This is a genomic window from Streptomyces sp. NPDC043908 (assembly GCF_056435525.1).
Genome location: NZ_JBWKEI010000002.1, coordinates 338,826 through 355,837, shown reverse-complemented (window position 1 = coordinate 355,837; position 17,012 = coordinate 338,826). Strand labels below are relative to the sequence as shown.

General features: G+C 70.4%; 17 protein-coding genes. 13 read left to right on the top strand and 4 right to left on the bottom strand.

Translation table 11 applies throughout. The features are described from left to right. Positions 1 to 105: 105 nt before the first annotated feature. From AC069K_RS05850 to AC069K_RS05795, 12 genes are all read left to right on the top strand, one after another. Positions 106 to 1,392: a serine hydroxymethyltransferase gene (locus tag AC069K_RS05850; protein ID WP_478612419.1), complete on the top strand. Its 1,287-nt coding sequence runs from the start codon at positions 106 to 108 to the stop codon at positions 1,390 to 1,392. Positions 1,393 to 1,485: 93 nt separating this feature from the next. Continuing rightward, the gene (locus tag AC069K_RS05845) at positions 1,486 to 2,877 is read left to right on the top strand and encodes an MraY family glycosyltransferase (RefSeq protein WP_478613300.1); all 1,392 of its coding nucleotides are present in this window, start codon (positions 1,486 to 1,488) and stop codon (positions 2,875 to 2,877) included. Between the two features lie 261 nt (positions 2,878 to 3,138). Next, on the top strand, positions 3,139 to 3,573 hold the full coding sequence (locus tag AC069K_RS05840) for a Cg1360 family ATP-synthase-associated protein (RefSeq protein ID WP_365102382.1): 435 nt from the start codon (positions 3,139 to 3,141) through the stop codon (positions 3,571 to 3,573). A gap of 273 nt (positions 3,574 to 3,846) precedes the next feature. Continuing rightward, the gene (gene atpB, locus AC069K_RS05835; RefSeq protein WP_365102563.1) at positions 3,847 to 4,617 is read left to right on the top strand and encodes a F0F1 ATP synthase subunit A; all 771 of its coding nucleotides are present in this window, start codon (positions 3,847 to 3,849) and stop codon (positions 4,615 to 4,617) included. Positions 4,618 to 4,695: 78 nt separating this feature from the next. Further along, positions 4,696 to 4,932 carry an ATP synthase F0 subunit C gene (gene atpE / locus AC069K_RS05830; RefSeq protein WP_067163944.1) on the top strand — a complete coding sequence of 79 codons (237 nt, stop codon included), beginning with the start codon at positions 4,696 to 4,698 and terminating at the stop codon, positions 4,930 to 4,932. Positions 4,933 to 4,970: 38 nt separating this feature from the next. Then, complete coding sequence (locus AC069K_RS05825; protein ID WP_358833303.1) at positions 4,971 to 5,528, top strand: F0F1 ATP synthase subunit B; 558 nt, start codon at positions 4,971 to 4,973, stop codon at positions 5,526 to 5,528. After that, on the top strand, positions 5,525 to 6,340 hold the full coding sequence (locus AC069K_RS05820) for a F0F1 ATP synthase subunit delta (RefSeq protein ID WP_478612413.1): 816 nt from the start codon (positions 5,525 to 5,527) through the stop codon (positions 6,338 to 6,340). The genes AC069K_RS05825 and AC069K_RS05820 overlap by 4 nt, the downstream gene beginning before the upstream one ends. A gap of 139 nt (positions 6,341 to 6,479) precedes the next feature. Then, a complete protein-coding gene (gene atpA, locus AC069K_RS05815; protein WP_467870960.1) occupies positions 6,480 to 8,075 on the top strand; it encodes a F0F1 ATP synthase subunit alpha in 1,596 nt (531 codons plus the stop codon). Positions 8,076 to 8,095: 20 nt separating this feature from the next. Next, positions 8,096 to 9,013, top strand: a complete 918-nt coding sequence (locus AC069K_RS05810) for a F0F1 ATP synthase subunit gamma (protein WP_365102374.1) — start codon at positions 8,096 to 8,098, stop codon at positions 9,011 to 9,013. Continuing rightward, the gene (gene atpD, locus AC069K_RS05805; RefSeq protein ID WP_358833299.1) at positions 9,013 to 10,455 is read left to right on the top strand and encodes a F0F1 ATP synthase subunit beta; all 1,443 of its coding nucleotides are present in this window, start codon (positions 9,013 to 9,015) and stop codon (positions 10,453 to 10,455) included. Before AC069K_RS05810 ends, atpD begins: the two co-directional genes overlap by 1 nt. A gap of 119 nt (positions 10,456 to 10,574) precedes the next feature. Further along, positions 10,575 to 10,949 (top strand): F0F1 ATP synthase subunit epsilon, encoded by a 375-nt coding sequence (locus AC069K_RS05800; RefSeq protein ID WP_358833298.1) that lies wholly within the window; start codon positions 10,575 to 10,577, stop codon positions 10,947 to 10,949. 138 nt (positions 10,950 to 11,087) lie between these two features. Continuing rightward, positions 11,088 to 11,534, top strand: a complete 447-nt coding sequence (locus AC069K_RS05795; RefSeq protein WP_358833297.1) for a DUF2550 domain-containing protein — start codon at positions 11,088 to 11,090, stop codon at positions 11,532 to 11,534. A gap of 210 nt (positions 11,535 to 11,744) precedes the next feature. On the opposite strand, the gene AC069K_RS05790 is transcribed toward AC069K_RS05795, so the two are convergent. The 3 genes from AC069K_RS05790 to AC069K_RS05780 all read right to left on the bottom strand — a co-directional run bounded on the left by AC069K_RS05790 (position 11,745) and on the right by AC069K_RS05780 (position 15,627). Then, a complete protein-coding gene (locus tag AC069K_RS05790) occupies positions 11,745 to 13,622 on the bottom strand; it encodes a glycosyl hydrolase family 18 protein (protein WP_478612406.1) in 1,878 nt (625 codons plus the stop codon). 161 nt (positions 13,623 to 13,783) lie between these two features. Then, entirely contained in the window at positions 13,784 to 14,431 is a 648-nt protein-coding gene (locus AC069K_RS05785) for a response regulator (RefSeq protein ID WP_478612403.1), read from the bottom strand. Next, positions 14,428 to 15,627 carry a sensor histidine kinase gene (locus AC069K_RS05780; RefSeq protein ID WP_478612400.1) on the bottom strand — a complete coding sequence of 400 codons (1,200 nt, stop codon included), beginning with the start codon at positions 15,625 to 15,627 and terminating at the stop codon, positions 14,428 to 14,430. The genes AC069K_RS05785 and AC069K_RS05780 overlap by 4 nt, the downstream gene beginning before the upstream one ends. Before the next feature lie 173 nt (positions 15,628 to 15,800). Here AC069K_RS05780 and AC069K_RS05775 point away from each other — a divergent pair, with 173 nt between their 5' ends. Continuing rightward, a complete protein-coding gene (locus AC069K_RS05775; RefSeq protein WP_478612397.1) occupies positions 15,801 to 16,352 on the top strand; it encodes a hypothetical protein in 552 nt (183 codons plus the stop codon). Positions 16,353 to 16,393: 41 nt separating this feature from the next. Here AC069K_RS05775 and AC069K_RS05770 read toward each other — a convergent pair whose 3' ends face one another. Beyond that, positions 16,394 to 16,966, bottom strand: coding sequence for a cob(I)yrinic acid a,c-diamide adenosyltransferase (locus AC069K_RS05770; RefSeq protein ID WP_365102360.1), 573 nt, complete (start codon positions 16,964 to 16,966; stop codon positions 16,394 to 16,396). Between the last annotated feature and the right edge of the window lie 46 nt (positions 16,967 to 17,012).

The window sequence follows — 17,012 nt, the reverse complement described above, 5'->3', positions numbered from 1 at the left end:
CCGCGCCACCGGCACTGACGGGAATCCGCCGGGCGCCGCGGGGCGCGTCGGCCTACATTGGATCTGACGCCTCACAACCACCCCCTGTCAGGCCCGGAGACCCCGATGACGGTCACCACCGCAGCCGTGTCCGCCGCCCGCGCAGCCGCCCCCGAGGGGGCGCTCGACGCCCTGCGGCGGCAGGACCCCGAGATCGCCGACGTGCTGCTCGGCGAGACACGGCGGCAGGCCACCTCGCTCCAGCTCATCGCCGCCGAGAACTTCACCTCGCCCGCGGTCCTCGCCGCCCTCGGCTCCCCGCTCGGCAACAAGTACGCCGAGGGCTACCCCGGCGCCCGCCACCACGGCGGCTGCGAGCTCGTGGACGTGGCCGAGCGGATCGCCGTGGACCGGGCCAGAGCGCTCTTCGGGGCCGAGCACGCCAACGTACAGGCGCACTCCGGCTCCTCCGCGGTCCTGGCGGCCTACGCGGCGCTCCTGCGCCCGGGTGACACCGTCCTCGCCATGGGCCTCCCGTACGGGGGACACCTCACCCACGGCTCGCCCGCCAACTTCTCCGGCCGGTGGTTCGACTTCGCGGGCTACGGCGTCGACGCGGAGACCGGCCTCATCGACTACGAGGAGGTCGCCGCCCTCGCCGAGCGCCGCCGTCCCAAGGCGATCGTCTGCGGCTCGATCTGCTATCCCCGCCACCCCGACTACGCGGCGTTCCGCGAGATCGCCGACTCGGTGGGCGCCTATCTCATCGCGGACGCGGCGCACCCCATGGGCCTGGTGGCCGGGGGAGCGGCGCCCAGCCCCGTCCCGTACGCGGACGTGGTGTGCGCGACCACCCACAAGGTGCTGCGCGGGCCGCGCGGCGGGATGCTGCTGTGCGGCGCGGAGCTGGCGTCCCGGATCGACCGGGCGGTCTTCCCCTTCACCCAGGGCGGCGCCCAGATGCACACCATCGCCGCCAAGGCGGTCGCGTTCGGGGAGGCGGCGGCCCCAGCGTTCACGGGGTACGCCCATCAGGTGGTCGCCAACGCCCGCGTCCTCGCGGCCGGGCTCGCCGCCGAGGGGTTCTCCGTGGTCACCGGCGGCACCGACACCCACATCATCCTGGCCGACCCGGGACCCCTGGGGCTGGACGGACGGGCCGCCAGGGGCCGTCTGGCGGGCGCGGGGATCGTCCTGGACGCCTGCGCCCTGCCGTACGACGGGGCGCGCGGCATCCGGCTCGGCACGGCCGCGGTGACCACCCAGGGGATGGGCGAGGCGGAGATGGCCAGGCTCGCGGTGCTCTTCTCCGCGGCGCTGCGCGAGGACAGCGGCGCGGACGGCGACGGCCTCGCGCAGGTGCGGGCCGAAGTGCGGGAGCTGGCGGGGAGATTTCCCCCCTATCCGCACTAGAGGGGGTCGTCTGCAACCATCTCGTGTACCCGCGTGTCCTCAACCACGTAAGCGCGAAGCTAGTGTGTGGGGCTGAGATGGCCAGCGATACCTCTGGGGCAGCCCGTGCGTGAATACCTGCTGACGCTCTGCGTCACGGCCGCGGTGACCTACCTGCTGACCGGGCCGGTGCGGAAGTTCGCCATCGCGGCCGGCGCGATGCCCGCGATCCGCGCCCGGGACGTGCACCGCGAACCGACGCCACGGCTTGGCGGCATCGCCATGTTCGGCGGACTCTGCGCGGGCCTGCTCGTCGCCGACCACCTCGACAGCCTCAACGGCGTCTTCGAGCGCTCCAACGAACCGCGCGCGCTGCTCTCCGGCGCCGCGCTGATCTGGATCATCGGCGTCCTGGACGACAAGTTCGAGATCGACGCCCTGATCAAGCTCGGTGGCCAGATGATCGCCGCCGGTGTGATGGTCGTCCAGGGTCTGACGATCCTGTGGCTGCCCATCCCGGGCGTCGGCGCGGTCTCGCTCACCTCCTGGCAGGGCACGCTGCTCACGGTCGCCCTGGTGGTGATCACCATCAACGCGGTGAACTTCGTGGACGGCCTGGACGGCCTGGCCGCCGGCATGGTGTGCATCGCGGCCGCGGCGTTCTTCATGTACGCGTACCGGATCTGGTTCGGGTACGGCATCGAGGCCGCGGCCCCGGCCACCCTCTTCGCCGCCATCCTGATGGGGATGTGCCTGGGCTTCCTGCCGCACAACATGCACCCGGCGCGGATCTTCATGGGCGACTCGGGCTCGATGCTCATCGGGCTCGTCCTGGCCGCCGGCGCGATCTCCATCACCGGGCAGGTCGACCCGGACGCGCTGCGGATGAACCTCAGCCTCAGCGGCAGTGAGCGCGAGGCCACCCACGCGATGCTCCCGGTCTTCATCCCGCTGCTGATGCCGCTGACCATCATCGCCATCCCGATGGCCGACCTGGTGCTCGCGATCGTGCGGCGCACCTGGAAGGGGCAGTCGCCGTTCGCCGCCGACCGCGGCCATCTGCACCACCGGCTCCTGGAGATCGGCCACAGCCACAGCCGCGCGGTGCTGATCATGTACTTCTGGGCGGCGCTGATCGCCTTCGGGACGCTGGCGTACTCGGTGCACTCGGCGTCCATGTGGATCGTCTTCGTGATCGTGGCGCTGAGCGCGGTCGGTCTGGTCCTGCTGCTGCTCCCGCGCTTCACCCCGCGCGCCCCGCGCTGGGCCGAGGCGTTCGTCCCGCCGCGCTACCGCCGCCGCAAGCGGCCCGCCGGGGCCGAGTCGGCCGAGGAGGCCGACGGGGCCGACGAGGCGGGTGGGGCGGATGGGGCCGACGGGGGAGCGGACGGCGAGGGCGAGGAGCGCGCGCCGGTCGTCGCGGGCGTCTCCGGCGTCAACGGGGCGACCGCCATCGGCCCCCGTTCGCGCTTCCCCGACCGGCGGAAGACCGGCGCCTCGCGCTGACGAATTGCCGCACCGGATCCCAATACCAGACAAGTTGCCGCCGTCCTTGCACATGCGCGCGCGTTCACTCTCATGTGTGACAGGCAGCACACCACCTTGGTAAAGACCTCATCAAATAGTTTGTGATACCGTTCACGAGACCCGGCAACAGAGCCGAAGGACCGTAGTGCGACGGCCCATTGGCCCGAGGGACCACCTCGGCCGGGGCCTACGCTCGTCCATGACGACACCCTGCCCCCACCAGTAAGCGGAGCTGCCGCCATGCCGTCCAACGACGCCCGCACCCTCCTTCGGACCGCCCTGCCCACCGCTGCCGCCGGCGCGATCGCCGTCGCCGTCAGCGCCGGGGTAGCGGGCGGCAAGGGGGCCGTCGGCGCCGCCATCGCGACGGTCGTGGTCATCGGCTTCATGGGCGTCGGGCTGCTCGTCCTGGAACGCACGGCGAAAAACCTGCCCCACCTGTTCCAGGCCATGGGGCTGATGCTGTACACGGCCCAACTGCTGTTGCTCTTCATCTTCGTCGCGGTCTTCAAGGACACGACGCTGTTCAACCCCAAGGCATTCGCCGCCACACTCGTCGCGCTGACCCTCGTCTGGATCGGCATGCAGGCACGTGCGCACATGAAGGCCAAGATCCTTTACGTCGAGCCGGATTCGGAGGCTCAGAAGCCCCAGAAATCCGGGTCTTCGTCGTGAAAGGTAGGGGCGGAATAAAAGCGAGTTCGAGACCCTGCTATCGTCCGGTGCCAACTGCGGCACTGCGGGCGCGGGCATCTGAGCTGACGCCTGCTCGAACGCGAGGCTTGATGCCCGACCGCCGCCCCATCATCCGTAACACCAGTCCAGTGCCGAACCGCGGCTGCGCGCCGCGCCGACACAACGAGGTTGCCGTACCTATGCGCCACGCTGAAGGAGCCCGCGGTGAGTGCTGACCAGACCCAGCTCGCCTTCGACTGGAACTGCCGCATCCTGTCCGACAACGGCTGTGGCTTTCCGGCTCCGGGCCTGCACTCCTTCCTCTTCAAGCCGCTCTTCACCGTAAACGGCTATGAGTTCAACAAGGTGATGATGCTCGCGCTCGTCACCACGGTGCTCATCAGCAGCTTCTTCTGGGCGGCCTTCGGCAAGGCCAAGGTGGTCCCGGGCAAGCTCCAGATGGTCGGCGAGGCCGGCTACGACTTCGTACGCAAGAACATCGTGTACGAGACGCTCGGCAAGCGGGAGGGCGAGAAGTACGTCCCCCTGATGGTCTCGCTGTTCTTCTTCATCTGGATCATGAACATCTGGTCCGTGATCCCGCTGGCGCAGTTCCCGGTGTCCTCGGTCATCGCCTTCCCGATGGTGCTCGCCGCCCTCGTGTGGGTGCTCTGGGTGAGCGTGACGTTCAAGCGCCACGGCTTCGTCGGCGGCCTGAAGAACATCACCGGCTACGACAAGTCGCTCGGCGGCGTGCTGCCGCTCGTCATGGTCATCGAGTTCCTCTCGAACCTGTTCGTCCGGCCTTTCACCCACGCGGTGCGACTGTTCGCCAACATGTTCGCCGGTCACCTCATGCTGGTCATGTTCACGGTCGCCTCCTGGTACCTGATGAACAGCTACATGATCCCGGCCGCCGGCGTCTCGTTCGTCATGACCATCGTCATGATCCTCTTCGAGCTTTTCGTGCAGGCCGTCCAGGCGTACGTCTTCGTGCTGCTGGCCTGCTCGTACCTCCAGGGCGCTCTGGCCGAGCACCACTGAGTCCTGGCCCGCCCCGCAAACCCCCAGTCGTCCGGTGGCCAACCCCCACCGGTCCATGAAAGAGAAGGAAGAACTGGCATGTCCCAGATCCTCGCTGCCTCCGAAGTCACCGGCTCGCTCGGCTCGATCGGCTACGGCCTCGCGGCCATCGGTCCCGGCGTCGGCGTCGGCATCATCTTCGGTAACGGCACCCAGGCCATGGCCCGTCAGCCCGAGGCCGCCGGTCTGATCCGCGCCAACCAGATCCTGGGCTTCGCCTTCTGTGAGGCGCTCGCCCTCATCGGCATCGTTATGCCGTTCGTGTTCGGTAAGTAAGCACCGATTACTGACACGCATCGACGAAAGGCACTGATGTGATCGCCAACCTGGCTGCACTCGCGGCCGAGGAAGAGCAGAACCCGCTCGTACCCGCGGGCCCCGAGCTGCTCGTCGGCGCCATCGCCTTCGCCATCGTCTTCTTCGTCTTCGCCACGAAGCTGCTTCCGCGTATCAACAAGACGCTGGAAGAGCGCCGCGAAGCCATCGAGGGCGGTATCGAGAAGGCCGAGGCCGCGCAGACCGAGGCTCAGAGCGTGCTGGAGCAGTACAAGGCCCAGCTCGCCGAGGCCCGCCACGAGGCCGCCCGCCTGCGCCAGGAGGCGACCGAGCAGGGCACCGCGCTCATCCAGGAGATGAGGGCGGAAGGCCAGCGGCAGCGTGAGGAGATCATCGCTGCCGGACACGCTCAGATCGAGGCCGACCGCAAGGCCGCCGCGCACGCGCTCCGCCAGGACGTCGGCAAGCTCGCCACCGACCTGGCCGGCAAGCTCGTCGGCGAGTCCCTGGAGGACCACGCCCGGCAGAGCCGCACCATCGACCGCTTCCTCGAGGGTCTTGAGGACAGCGCTTCGAAGGCCGAGGCCACGCGATGAACGGAGCGAGCCGCGAGGCACTGGCTGCCGCGCGCGAGCGGCTCGACGCGCTGATGGACCACACGTCCGTCGACGCGGCGAAGCTCGCCGGGGAGCTGGCGGCCGTCACCGCGCTGCTCGACCGCGAGGTGTCGCTGCGTCGGGTCCTCACCGACCCGTCGCAGCCCGCCGAGGCCAAGGCCGAGCTGGCCGGGCGCCTCCTCGCCGGCCAGGTCGGCGGCGAGAGCACCGACCTGGTGAGCGGCATGGTCCGCGCCCGCTGGTCGCGCTCGCGCGACCTGGTGGACGCGCTGGAGGACCTGGCGAACACCGCCGACCTCACCGCGGCCCAGCAGAAGGGCGCGCTGGACGACGTGGAGGACGAGCTGTTCCGGTTCGGCCGGATCGTCACCTCCAACGCCGACCTGCGCTCCGCGCTGACCCACCGCGCCGCCACCGAGTCCGCCAAGGGCGAGCTGCTGCGCAGCCTGCTCGGCGGCAGGGCGAACGTGGCCACCGAGCGGCTCGTCACGCGTCTGGTGACCAAGCCGCGGGGACGTAGCCTGGAAGCGGGACTCGAGTCCCTCTCCAAGCTCGCCGCGGAGCGCCGGCAGCGGATGGTCGCCGTGGTCACCTCGGCGGTGCCGCTGACCGACGTACAGAAGCAGCGCCTCGGCGCCGCTCTGGCGAAGGTGTACGGCCGCCCGATGCACCTGAACCTCGACGTGGACCCGACGGTCCTCGGCGGGATCTCGGTGCGGGTCGGCGACGAGGTCATCGACGGCACCATCGCGCAGCGTCTCGACGAGGCGAGCCGGCGACTGGCCGGCTGACCTGCCTCGGCAGCGTCACCAACAACACAGGCAACACAGCGGCCCGGTTGGGCCGTGCAGAACTTGCAGAAGATTCCTGGGGGCCGCCCCCAGACCCCCTAAGAAGCTTCAGGCCCAACAAGGAGAGCAGGGAACCCAGATGGCGGAGCTCACGATCCGGCCGGAGGAGATCCGGGACGCACTGGAGAACTTCGTCCAGTCGTACCAGCCGGACGCGGCCTCGCGCGAGGAGGTCGGAACGGTCAGCGTTGCCGGCGACGGCATCGCGAAGGTGGAGGGTCTGCCCTCCGCCATGGCGAACGAGCTGCTGAAGTTCGAGGACGGCACCCTCGGTCTCGCCCTCAACCTCGAGGAGCGCGAGATCGGTGCGATCGTCCTCGGCGAATTCAACGGCATCGAGGAGGGTCAGCCGGTGCAGCGCACCGGTGAGGTCCTCTCCGTCGGCGTCGGCGAGGGCTACCTCGGCCGCGTCGTCGACCCGCTCGGCAACCCGATCGACGGTCTCGGCGAGATCGCGACCGAAGGCCGCCGCGCCCTCGAGCTGCAGGCCCCGGGCGTCATGGTCCGCAAGTCGGTGCACGAGCCGATGCAGACCGGCTACAAGGCCGTCGACGCCATGGTGCCGATCGGCCGTGGCCAGCGTCAGCTGATCATCGGCGACCGCCAGACCGGCAAGACCGCGCTGGCCGTCGACACGATCATCAACCAGCGCGACAACTGGCGCTCGGGCGACGTGAACAAGCAGGTCCGCTGCATCTACGTCGCCATCGGCCAGAAGGGCTCGACCATCGCGTCCGTTCGCGGCGCCCTGGAAGAGGCCGGCGCGCTCGAGTACACGACGATCGTCGCCGCCCCGGCGTCCGACCCGGCCGGCTTCAAGTACCTGGCGCCGTACACCGGTTCCGCCATCGGCCAGCACTGGATGTACGCCGGCAAGCACGTCCTGATCATCTTCGACGACCTGTCGAAGCAGGCCGACGCCTACCGCGCCGTGTCGCTGCTGCTGCGCCGCCCGCCGGGCCGCGAGGCCTACCCGGGCGACGTCTTCTACCTGCACTCGCGTCTGCTGGAGCGCTGCGCCAAGCTCTCCGACGACATGGGCGCCGGTTCGATGACCGGTCTGCCGATCGTCGAGACCAAGGCGAACGACGTGTCGGCGTTCATCCCGACCAACGTCATCTCCATCACCGACGGCCAGTGCTTCCTGGAGTCCGACCTGTTCAACGCCGGCCAGCGCCCGGCCCTGAACGTCGGTATCTCGGTCTCCCGCGTCGGTGGCTCGGCCCAGCACAAGGCCATGAAGCAGGTCTCCGGCCGGCTTCGCGTGGACCTCGCCCAGTACCGCGAGCTGGAGGCGTTCGCCGCCTTCGGTTCCGACCTGGACGCGGCCTCGAAGGCCTCGCTGGAGCGCGGCAAGCGCATGGTCGAGCTGCTGAAGCAGGGCCAGTACCAGCCGATGCCGGTCGAGGAGCAGGTCGTCTCCGTCTGGGCCGGTACCACCGGCAAGATGGACGACGTCCCGGTCAACGACATCCGCCGCTTCGAGTCGGAGCTGCTGGAGCACCTGCGCCGCGAGCGCAAGGAGCTCCTCACCTCCATCGCCGAGGGCGGCAAGATGTCGGACGACACCCTCCAGTCGATCGCCGACGCCATCACGGCCTTCAAGCGGCAGTTCGAGACCTCGGACGGCAAGCTCCTGGGCGACGACGCGCCGGCCGTCAACGTCTCCAAGTGACGACGGAAGGGACCTGACTCATGGGAGCGCAGCTCCGGGTCTACAAGCGTCGCATCCGTGCCGTCACGGCGACCAAGAAGATCACCAAGGCGATGGAGATGATCGCCGCCTCGCGCATCGTCAAGGCGCAGCGCAAGGTGGCGGCGTCGATGCCGTACGCGACCGAGCTCACCCGCGCGGTGACGGCGGTGGCGACCGGCTCGAACACCAGCCACGCCCTGACCACCGAGGTCGAGACGCCGACCCGGGCCGCGGTCCTGCTCATCACGAGCGACCGCGGTCTGGCCGGCGGGTACTCCTCGAACGCCATCAAGCAGGCGGAGCGGCTCACCGAGCGGCTGCGCGGCGAGGGCAAGGAGGTCGACGCGTACATCGTCGGCCGCAAGGGTGTGGCGTACTACGGCTTCCGTGAGCGCAAGATCACGGACTCGTGGACCGGTTTCACCGACAGCCCGGCCTACGCGGACGCCAAGCGCGTCGCGGCGCCGCTGATCGAGGCCATCCAGACGGACACGGCCGAGGGTGGCGTCGACGAGCTGCACATCGTCTACACGGAGTTCGTGTCGATGATGACGCAGAACGCGGTCGACGGCCGGATGCTGCCGCTCAGCCTCGACAAGCCCGAGGAGGAGACCGGCGCGAAGGGCGAGATCCTTCCGCTGTTCGACTTCGAGCCGTCGGCGGAGGACGTCCTCGACGCCCTGCTGCCGCGCTACGTCGAGAGCCGTATCTACAACGCACTGCTGCAGTCGGCCGCTTCCGAGCACGCCGCCCGCCGCCGCGCGATGAAGTCGGCGACCGACAACGCCGGGGATCTCATCAAGAGCCTCTCCCGGCTTGCCAACGCGGCCCGCCAGGCCGAAATCACCCAGGAAATCAGCGAGATCGTCGGTGGCGCGAGCGCCATGGCCGACGCGACCGCGGGGAGTGACAAGTAATGACGACCACTGTTGAGACGGCCGCCGCCACGGGCCGCGTCGCCCGGGTCATCGGCCCGGTCGTCGACGTGGAGTTCCCCGTCGACGCGATGCCGGAGATCTACAACGCCCTCAAGGTCCAGGTCGCCGACCCGGCCGAGGACGGCAAGCTCAAGACGCTGACCCTGGAAGTCGCCCAGCACCTGGGTGACGGCCTGGTCCGCACCATCTCGATGCAGCCCACCGACGGTCTGGTCCGCCAGGCCCCGGTGACCGACACGGGCGAGGGCATCACCGTCCCCGTCGGTGACTTCACCAAGGGCAAGGTGTTCAACACCCTGGGCGAGGTGCTGAACTACCCGGAGACCAACGCCGAGGTCACCGAGCGCTGGCCGATCCACCGCAAGGCGCCGTCCTTCGACGAGCTCGAGTCGAAGACCGAGATGTTCGAGACCGGCGTCAAGGTCATCGACCTCCTCACCCCGTACGTCAAGGGTGGAAAGATCGGTCTGTTCGGTGGTGCCGGTGTCGGCAAGACCGTGCTGATCCAGGAAATGATCTACCGCGTCGCCAACAACCACGACGGTGTGTCGGTGTTCGCGGGCGTCGGTGAGCGTACCCGTGAGGGCAACGACCTCATCGAGGAGATGGGCGACTCGGGCGTCATCGACAAGACCGCCCTGGTCTTCGGCCAGATGGACGAGCCCCCGGGCACCCGTCTGCGGGTCGCGCTGGCCGGTCTGACGATGGCGGAGTACTTCCGTGACGTCCAGAAGCAGGACGTCCTCTTCTTCATCGACAACATCTTCCGGTACACCCAGGCGGGTTCCGAGGTGTCGACCCTGCTCGGCCGTATGCCCTCCGCGGTGGGCTACCAGCCGAACCTGGCCGACGAGATGGGTCTCCTCCAGGAGCGCATCACCTCGACCCGTGGTCACTCGATCACCTCGATGCAGGCGATCTACGTCCCCGCGGACGACCTGACCGACCCGGCGCCGGCGACCACCTTCGCCCACCTCGACGCGACGACGGTTCTCTCCCGTCCGATCTCCGAGAAGGGCATCTACCCGGCCGTGGACCCGCTGGACTCGACGTCCCGCATCCTCGACCCGCGGTACATCGCGGCGGACCACTACGCGGCCGCCATGCGTGTCAAGGGGATCCTCCAGAAGTACAAGGACCTCCAGGACATCATCGCGATCCTCGGTATCGACGAGCTGGGCGAGGAGGACAAGCTCGTTGTCCACCGTGCCCGCCGCGTCGAGCGCTTCCTGTCGCAGAACACCCACGTCGCCAAGCAGTTCACCGGCGTGGACGGTTCGGACGTGCCGCTCGACGAGTCGATCACCGCGTTCAACGCGATCTGCGACGGTGAGTACGACCACTTCCCCGAGCAGGCGTTCTTCATGTGCGGTGGCATCGAGGACCTGAAGGCCAACGCCAAGGAGCTCGGCGTCTCCTGACCCGAGCCGGTTTCCGTGACGACGAGGGGGCGGGTGCGTCCCGCCCCCTCGCTCACGCCCACTAGACTTTGACCCAACACCCGGCAGCAACCGCCGGGTGGTGACCCGAGGAGCCCACCTTGGCTGCTGAGCTGCACGTCGAGCTCGTCGCCGCGGACCGCAGTGTCTGGTCCGGCGAGGCCACCCTGGTCGTCGCGCGTACCGCGTCCGGCGACATCGGCGTCATGCCCGGTCACCAGCCGCTCCTCGGAGTGCTGGAGTCCGGCCCGGTGACCATCCGTACGAGCGAGGGCGGCACCGTCGTCGCCGCTGTGCACGGCGGGTTCATCTCGTTCGCGGACAACAAGCTCTCCCTGCTGGCGGAGATCGCGGAGCTCGCGGACGAGATCGATGTCCAGCGCGCCGAGCGTGCGCTGGAGAGCGCCAAGTCGGCCGAGGACGGCGCCGCCGAGCGCCGCGCCGAGGTCCGGCTGCGTACGGTGTCGGTGCGCTAGCACCCCGCCGAGGAGTTTTGCCCTCAGCCGCGGTCACGGGTCTGGAGTCTTCCGGACCCGGCCGCGGCTGAGGTCGATGCAGGCACAAGTGACCGGGGCGATCCCCCGGCCCCGAATGGAGCGAGGAGGTCGGTGTAGATGACCCTCGTTCTGCTTGTGGGCGGCCTGGTCGTCGCGCTGGTACTGGTGGGACTCTTCGTCTTCGGTCTGCGCCGGCGGCTGATCCAGCGTTCCGGCGGGACCTTCGACTGCAGTCTGCGCTGGGACGTGCCCGAGGGCGGCGATCCCGGCGGCAAGGGCTGGGTGTACGGAGTCGCGCGGTACAGCGGTGACCGGATCGAGTGGTTCCGGGTCTTCTCCTACGCGCCTCGGCCGCGGCGGCTCCTGGAGCGCTCGGCGATCGAGGTCGTGACCCGGCGCAAGCCGGCGGGGGAGGAGGAGCTGGCGCTCCTGTCCGACGCGATCGTGCTCGGCTGTACGCACCGGGGGGTGCGCCTGGAGCTGGCGATGAGCGAGGACGCGCTGACGGGCTTCCTGGCGTGGCTGGAGGCGGCCCCGCCGGGGCAGCGGGTCAACGTGGCTTAGCCGGGGCTTCGCCCGGGACCCCTGTTTCGTTTCGTCCGCGCGCCGTGGTCGGCCGGTCGCGCAGTTCCCCGCGCCCCTCGGGCACCCCCGCTGTGGGCAGTCGTTCCGCCGGGGCGGAACGGGTGGGCACGGCGGACCACCGGCCCGCGGACGAAGGGGCGGCACCGGGGGAGGGGGACGAGCCCTCGCCCCGATGCCGGTCCGGGCGGGTTACCGCAATCCGGAGTCGATCGCCGTCATCAGCTCGCCCCCGGACGTGTCCCCGCTGAACTCCCAGAAGAACGCCCCCTTGAGGCCCTGGGACTTCACGTACGCCATCTTGCCCGCGATCGTCGACGGCGTGTCGTAGCTCCACCAGTTGGAGCCGCAGTGGGCGTACGCCGTGCCCGCGATCGTGCCCGTCACCGGGCAGGTGTTCTTGAGGATCTTGTAGTCCTCGATGCCCTGCTCGTACGTGCCGGGCGCCGGGCCCGTCGCCGTGCCGCCCGGGGCGTCCTGGGTGACGCCGGTCCAGCCGCGGCCGTAGAACCCGATCCCCAGGTTGAGCTTGCTCGCGGGGACACCCTTGCCCCGGTACTTCTGGATCGCCGAGTCCGTGTCGAAGCCGGCGATCGGGATGCCGTTGTACGAGGTGAGCGGGGAGTGCGGGGCCGTGGGGCCCTTCGCGTCCCAGGCACCGAAGAAGTCGTACGTCATCACGTTGTACCAGTCGACGTAGCTCGCCGCTCCGGCGTAGTCGGCCTGGTCCATCTTGCCGCCCGCGGAGCCGTCGGCCGTGACCGCCGCCGTCACCAGGTTCGAGGGGCCGAACTTGGCGCGCACCGCGGCCAGCAGGTTCTTCAGCGCGGCCGGGCCGCTGGTGTCGCAGGAGAGCCCGCAGGCGTTGGGGTACTCCCAGTCGATGTCGATGCCGTCGAAGACGTCGGCCCAGCGCGGGTCCTCGACCAGGTTGTAGCAGGAGTTGGCGAAGGCGGTGGGGTTGGCCGCCGCCGCGCCGAAGCCGCCCGACCAGGTCCAGCCGCCGAACGACCACAGCACCTTGATGTTCGGGTACTTCTTCTTCAGCTCGCGCAACTGGTTGATGTTGCCCGCGACGGGCTGGTCCCAGGTGTCCGCGGTGCCGTCGACGCTGGAGGAGGCGTCGTACGTCTTCTGGTAGTCGGCGTAGGCGTCACCGATGGCGCACTGGCCGCCGGTGACGTTGCCGAAGGCGTAGTTGATGTGGGTCAGCTTGGCCGCAGAGCCCGAGGTGACGATGTTCTTCACGTGGTAGTTGCGCTGGTAGACGCCCCAGTCGGTGAAGTAGCCGAGCTTGACCGCTGAGCCGGGGCCGGGCCCGGGGCCGGGCCCGGGGCCGGGGCCGCCGCCCGTGGTGGTGACGGTGACCGAGCCGGAGGCCGGGCCGGTCTGGTCGGCGGTGTCGCGCGCGGTGACGCTGTACGTGTAGGTCGTCCCGGCGGTCAGGCCCGTGTCGGCGTACGTGGTCCCGGTCACCGTGGCGATCTTCGACGAGCCCCGGTAGACGTCGTAGTTCCTGACGCCCTTGTCGTCGGTGGCGGCGGTCCACGCCAGGCTCACCGAGGTGTTGGTGACGCCGCTCGCCCTCGGGGTGCCGGGCGCGGACGGCGGGCTGTCGCCCGGCGGGGTCGTACCGCCGTCGCAGGAGCCGCCGTTGAGCTTGCAGCCCGAGGGGGAGCCGGAGCCCGCGCCGTTGAAGCCGAACGTGACGCTGGCGCCGGGCGCGAGCGTGCCGTTGTACGCCTTGTTCTTGGCGGTCCAGTGGTTGGTGTCATGGGTGACGTCCGCGTCCCAGGACGAGGTCACGGACGTACCCGAGGGGTAGTCCCACTCCACGGTCCAGGAGTTGAGCGCGGTGGTGCCGGTGTTCTTCACCGTCCACTGGGCGCCGAAGCCGGAGCCCCAGTCCTGGGTCTTGGTGTAGGTGGCGGTCGCGGAGGCGGCGGCCGCGGCGGGGGAGGCGCCGGCCAGGCCGACGAGTGCGGCCAGGGGAAGGGCCAGCGCGGTGAGGGTGGCGGCGGCGCGGGTTCTGAGGCGGGTGCGGGTGCGGATGCGCGTGGGAGTGCTCAAGGAAGCTCCTCGAGTGAGGTCCGACGGGTGTGGGGGTGGGACCTTGCTCCGCCCGGTGAGCGCACGGCCACGGTGTGGGCACGCTCACACAGCAGTGCCGTGAGCGTAGAAAGGTCTGGACCAAGCGTCAAGAGGTCCAGACCAACGGCCGGAAGCCGTCCTCAGAGGCCCAACTCCTGCGCCAGCACCGCCGCCTGGACCCTGCTGCGCAGCTCCAGCTTGCCCAGCAACCGGCTGACGTGCGTCTTCACGGTGGCCTCCGCCATCGTCAGCCGCGCGGCGATCTCCGCGTTCGACAGCCCCTCGCCCAGACACGACAGCACCTCGCTCTCGCGCCGGGTGAGCGTGTCCAGCGCCGCCGGGCGCTCGGCCGGGGTCCGTGCCGACGCGGGGGCGGCGAACTCCGCGATCAGCCGCCGGGTCACCGCCGGGGCGATCATGCCCTCGCCGCGCGCCACCGTCCGCACCGCCTCGATCAGGTCCCGGGCGTCGGTGTTCTTCAGCAGGAACCCCGCGGCCCCCGCCCGCAGCGCCCCGAACACGTACTCGTCGAGGTCGAACGTCGTCAGCACGAGCACGTCCGCCAGCCGCTCGGAGACCACCTGGCGGGTCGCCGACACCCCGTCGAGCCGCGGCATCTGCACGTCCATCAGGACCAGATCGGGCCGCAGCTCCCGGGCCAGGCGCACCGCCTCCTCGCCGTCCGCGGCCTCCCCGGCCACCTCGATGTCCGGGGCGCTGCCCAGGATCAGGACCAGCCCGGCCCGTACCGCCGACTGGTCCTCCGCGACCAGCACCCGGATCGTCATGCTCGCGACTCGCCTTCCCTGAGGGGCAGTTCGGCCCGTACCCGCCAGATCTCGCGGCCGTCCGCCGCCGGCTCGGGCCCCGAGGCGAAGCTGCCGCCGAGCAGCACCGCCCGCTCCCGCATCCCCACCAGACCCGCCCCCGACCCGGGCGCCCGCGGCCCCGGACGCCGTCCCCCACCGTACGGGCTGCTCACCTCGACGGTCAGCGCCCGCCCGGTGTGCGCGAGCGAGGCGGTGACCGTGCCGGGGGAGGCGTGCTTGAGGGCGTTGGTCAGCGACTCCTGGACGATCCGGTACGCGGCGAGCTCCACCGGCGCGGGCAGCGCCGCCCCGGCCGGGCGGTCGTCCCGGAGCGTGAAGCCGAGTCCGCTGGAGGCGCCGTTGGTACGCGCCTGGGCGACCAGCGCGTCCAGCCCGGCCAGCGTCGGCGCGGCGGCGGGCTCGTCGTCGGCGCCGCTGTCGCGCAGCAGCCCGATGAGGCGGCGCATCTCGGCGAGCCCGTCCACGCTGTTCTCCCGGATCACCGTGAGCGCCCGGCGGGTGGTGGCGGGCTCGTCGAGCGAGAGCGCCGCCGTGGAGTGGATGGCGATCGCCGAGAGGTGGCCCGCGACCAGGTCGTGCAGCTCACGGGCCATCCGGGCGCGCTCGGCCACCACCGCCTGCGCGCGGTCCAGCTCGGCGAGCAGCGCGGTCTGCTCGGCCCGCAGGGTGGCCGCCTCCGCCGTGTCGCGGTGGTTGCGCACCAGGGCGCCGGTGGTGGCGGGCGCGAAGCTGACGAGACCGGTGAGGATGCCCAGGAGCAGGGCCTGCGGGGTGCGGAACCAGGCGAGGTAGCCGAGGGTCGTGGCCACGGTGACCAGGCCGGTGGTGACCGGGATGCGGCGGGCGGCGGCCGGGGTGCCGTAGAGGACGGCGGCGTAGACGAGGTCGGTGAACATCAGGACCGTCGCCAGGCTGCCCGAGGTGAACTGGTCGCCGACGATCGCGGCCGTACCGCAGAGGAGGGCGGTCTGCGGGCGGGTGCGGCGCATCAGCTCCAGCGCGGCCGTCACCGCCAGCGGCAGCAGCGTCCAGCCCCGGCCGAGCAGTCCGCTGCCCCCGGAGAACAGCCCGAGCGCCCACAGCACGAGGCCGCCCGCCAGCCCGACGGCGGCGATCAGGACGTCGTGGCGGTGCGGGCGGGGGAGGCGGTTCACATACCCATGAAACACGGCGTCACCGCCCCGGACCTCCCCGCACCGGCGGAACCCCCGCCCCCTTCGGTACACCGAAGGATGCAGTGCCGTTTCCTCACTGCCGACGACGAGCGGGCGCGACCGGGCGCCGACGCTGGAGGAGTACGGACCAGGAGCCGAGCGAGGAGAACGCCGTGATCGTCACCCTGATCGTCATCTGCGAGGTGGGCTTCTGGGTGCTGCTCACCGGCGGTTTGGCGCTGCGCTACTTCGCGAAGATGCCCAGGACCTCGGTGGCGGTGCTGCTCTGCGAACCGCTGCTCGAGGCACTGCTCCTCGCGGTCACCGTGATCGACCTCAGGAACGGCGCCGAGCCCGACTTCAAGCACGGCCTCGCCGCCGTGTACCTGGGCTTCTCGGTGGCGATGGGGCACGGGCTGGTGAAGCGGTGCGACGCCTGGTTCGCCCACCGTTTCGCGGGCGGCCCGCGCCCCGCGAAGGCGCCGGCGGGCGGCACGGCCCGCACGGTCCACGAGTGGCGGACGGCCGCCCGCTGGACGCTCGCCGCCGTCCTCGCCATCGCCCTGCTCCAGGGCGCGATCTGGTACGTCGGAGGCGAGGGGGACGTGGAGTCCCTGCGGATGTGGCAGCAGCGGATGCTCTGGGTGATCGGCGTCAACCTGGTCATCGCGCTCAGCTACACGCTGTTCCCGAAGAAGGCGGAGCCGGCCCGCTCCCGCCACTGACCGGCGGCCCTCACCCGGAACACCGCCCTCCCAACCGAGCGCTACCGCTCGCCGCCCGGCACCCACAGCACGTCCCCGGTCTCCACGTTCGCCGTCCTGGCCAGGATGAACAGCAGGTCGGAGAGGCGGTTGAGGTAGGTGGCGGTCAGCGGGTTCATCGTCTCGCCGTGCACCTCCAGGGCCGCCCAGGTGGAGCGCTCGGCGCGGCGCACCACCGTGCAGGCCTGGTGCAGCAGCGCGGCGCCCGGGGTGCCGCCCGGCAGGATGAAGCTGCGGAGCTTCTCCAGCCGCTCGTTGAACCGGTCGCAGTCCGCCTCCAGCCGGTCGACGTAGAACTGCTCCACCCGCAGCGGCGGGTACTTCGGCTCCTCGACCACGGGCGTGGACAGGTCCGCACCCACGTCGAACAGGTCGTTCTGCACGCGGGTGAGGACCTGGACGACCTCCTCGGCGAGACCGCCGAGCGCGATCGCCGTGCCGAGCACCGCGTTCGCCTCGTTGGCGTCCGCGTACGCCGAGATCCGCAGATCCGTCTTGGGGGTCCGGCTCATGTCGCCCAGGGCCGTGGTGCCCCGGTCGCCGGTGCGGGTGTAGATGCGCGTCAGATTGACCATGGGGTCAGCCTAGTTACGCGGGGGCCCGCCGCCACGCCCGTGTGCC

Bases quoted from the DNA above. Each gene is read 5' to 3' on its own strand.
- AC069K_RS05850 (WP_478612419.1), top strand. From the start codon at position 106: ATGACGGTCACCACCGCAGCCGTGTCCGCCGCCCGCGCAGCCGCCCCC.
- AC069K_RS05840 (WP_365102382.1), top strand. From the start codon at position 3,139: ATGCCGTCCAACGACGCCCGCACCCTCCTTCGGACCGCCCTGCCCACC.
- atpE (WP_067163944.1), top strand. From the start codon at position 4,696: ATGTCCCAGATCCTCGCTGCCTCCGAAGTCACCGGCTCGCTCGGCTCG.
- AC069K_RS05820 (WP_478612413.1), top strand. From the start codon at position 5,525: ATGAACGGAGCGAGCCGCGAGGCACTGGCTGCCGCGCGCGAGCGGCTC.
- atpA (WP_467870960.1), top strand. From the start codon at position 6,480: ATGGCGGAGCTCACGATCCGGCCGGAGGAGATCCGGGACGCACTGGAG.
- AC069K_RS05810 (WP_365102374.1), top strand. From the start codon at position 8,096: ATGGGAGCGCAGCTCCGGGTCTACAAGCGTCGCATCCGTGCCGTCACG.
- atpD (WP_358833299.1), top strand. From the start codon at position 9,013: ATGACGACCACTGTTGAGACGGCCGCCGCCACGGGCCGCGTCGCCCGG.
- AC069K_RS05795 (WP_358833297.1), top strand. From the start codon at position 11,088: ATGACCCTCGTTCTGCTTGTGGGCGGCCTGGTCGTCGCGCTGGTACTG.
- AC069K_RS05785 (WP_478612403.1), bottom strand. From the start codon at position 14,431: ATGACGATCCGGGTGCTGGTCGCGGAGGACCAGTCGGCGGTACGGGCC.
- AC069K_RS05770 (WP_365102360.1), bottom strand. From the start codon at position 16,966: ATGGTCAATCTGACGCGCATCTACACCCGCACCGGCGACCGGGGCACC.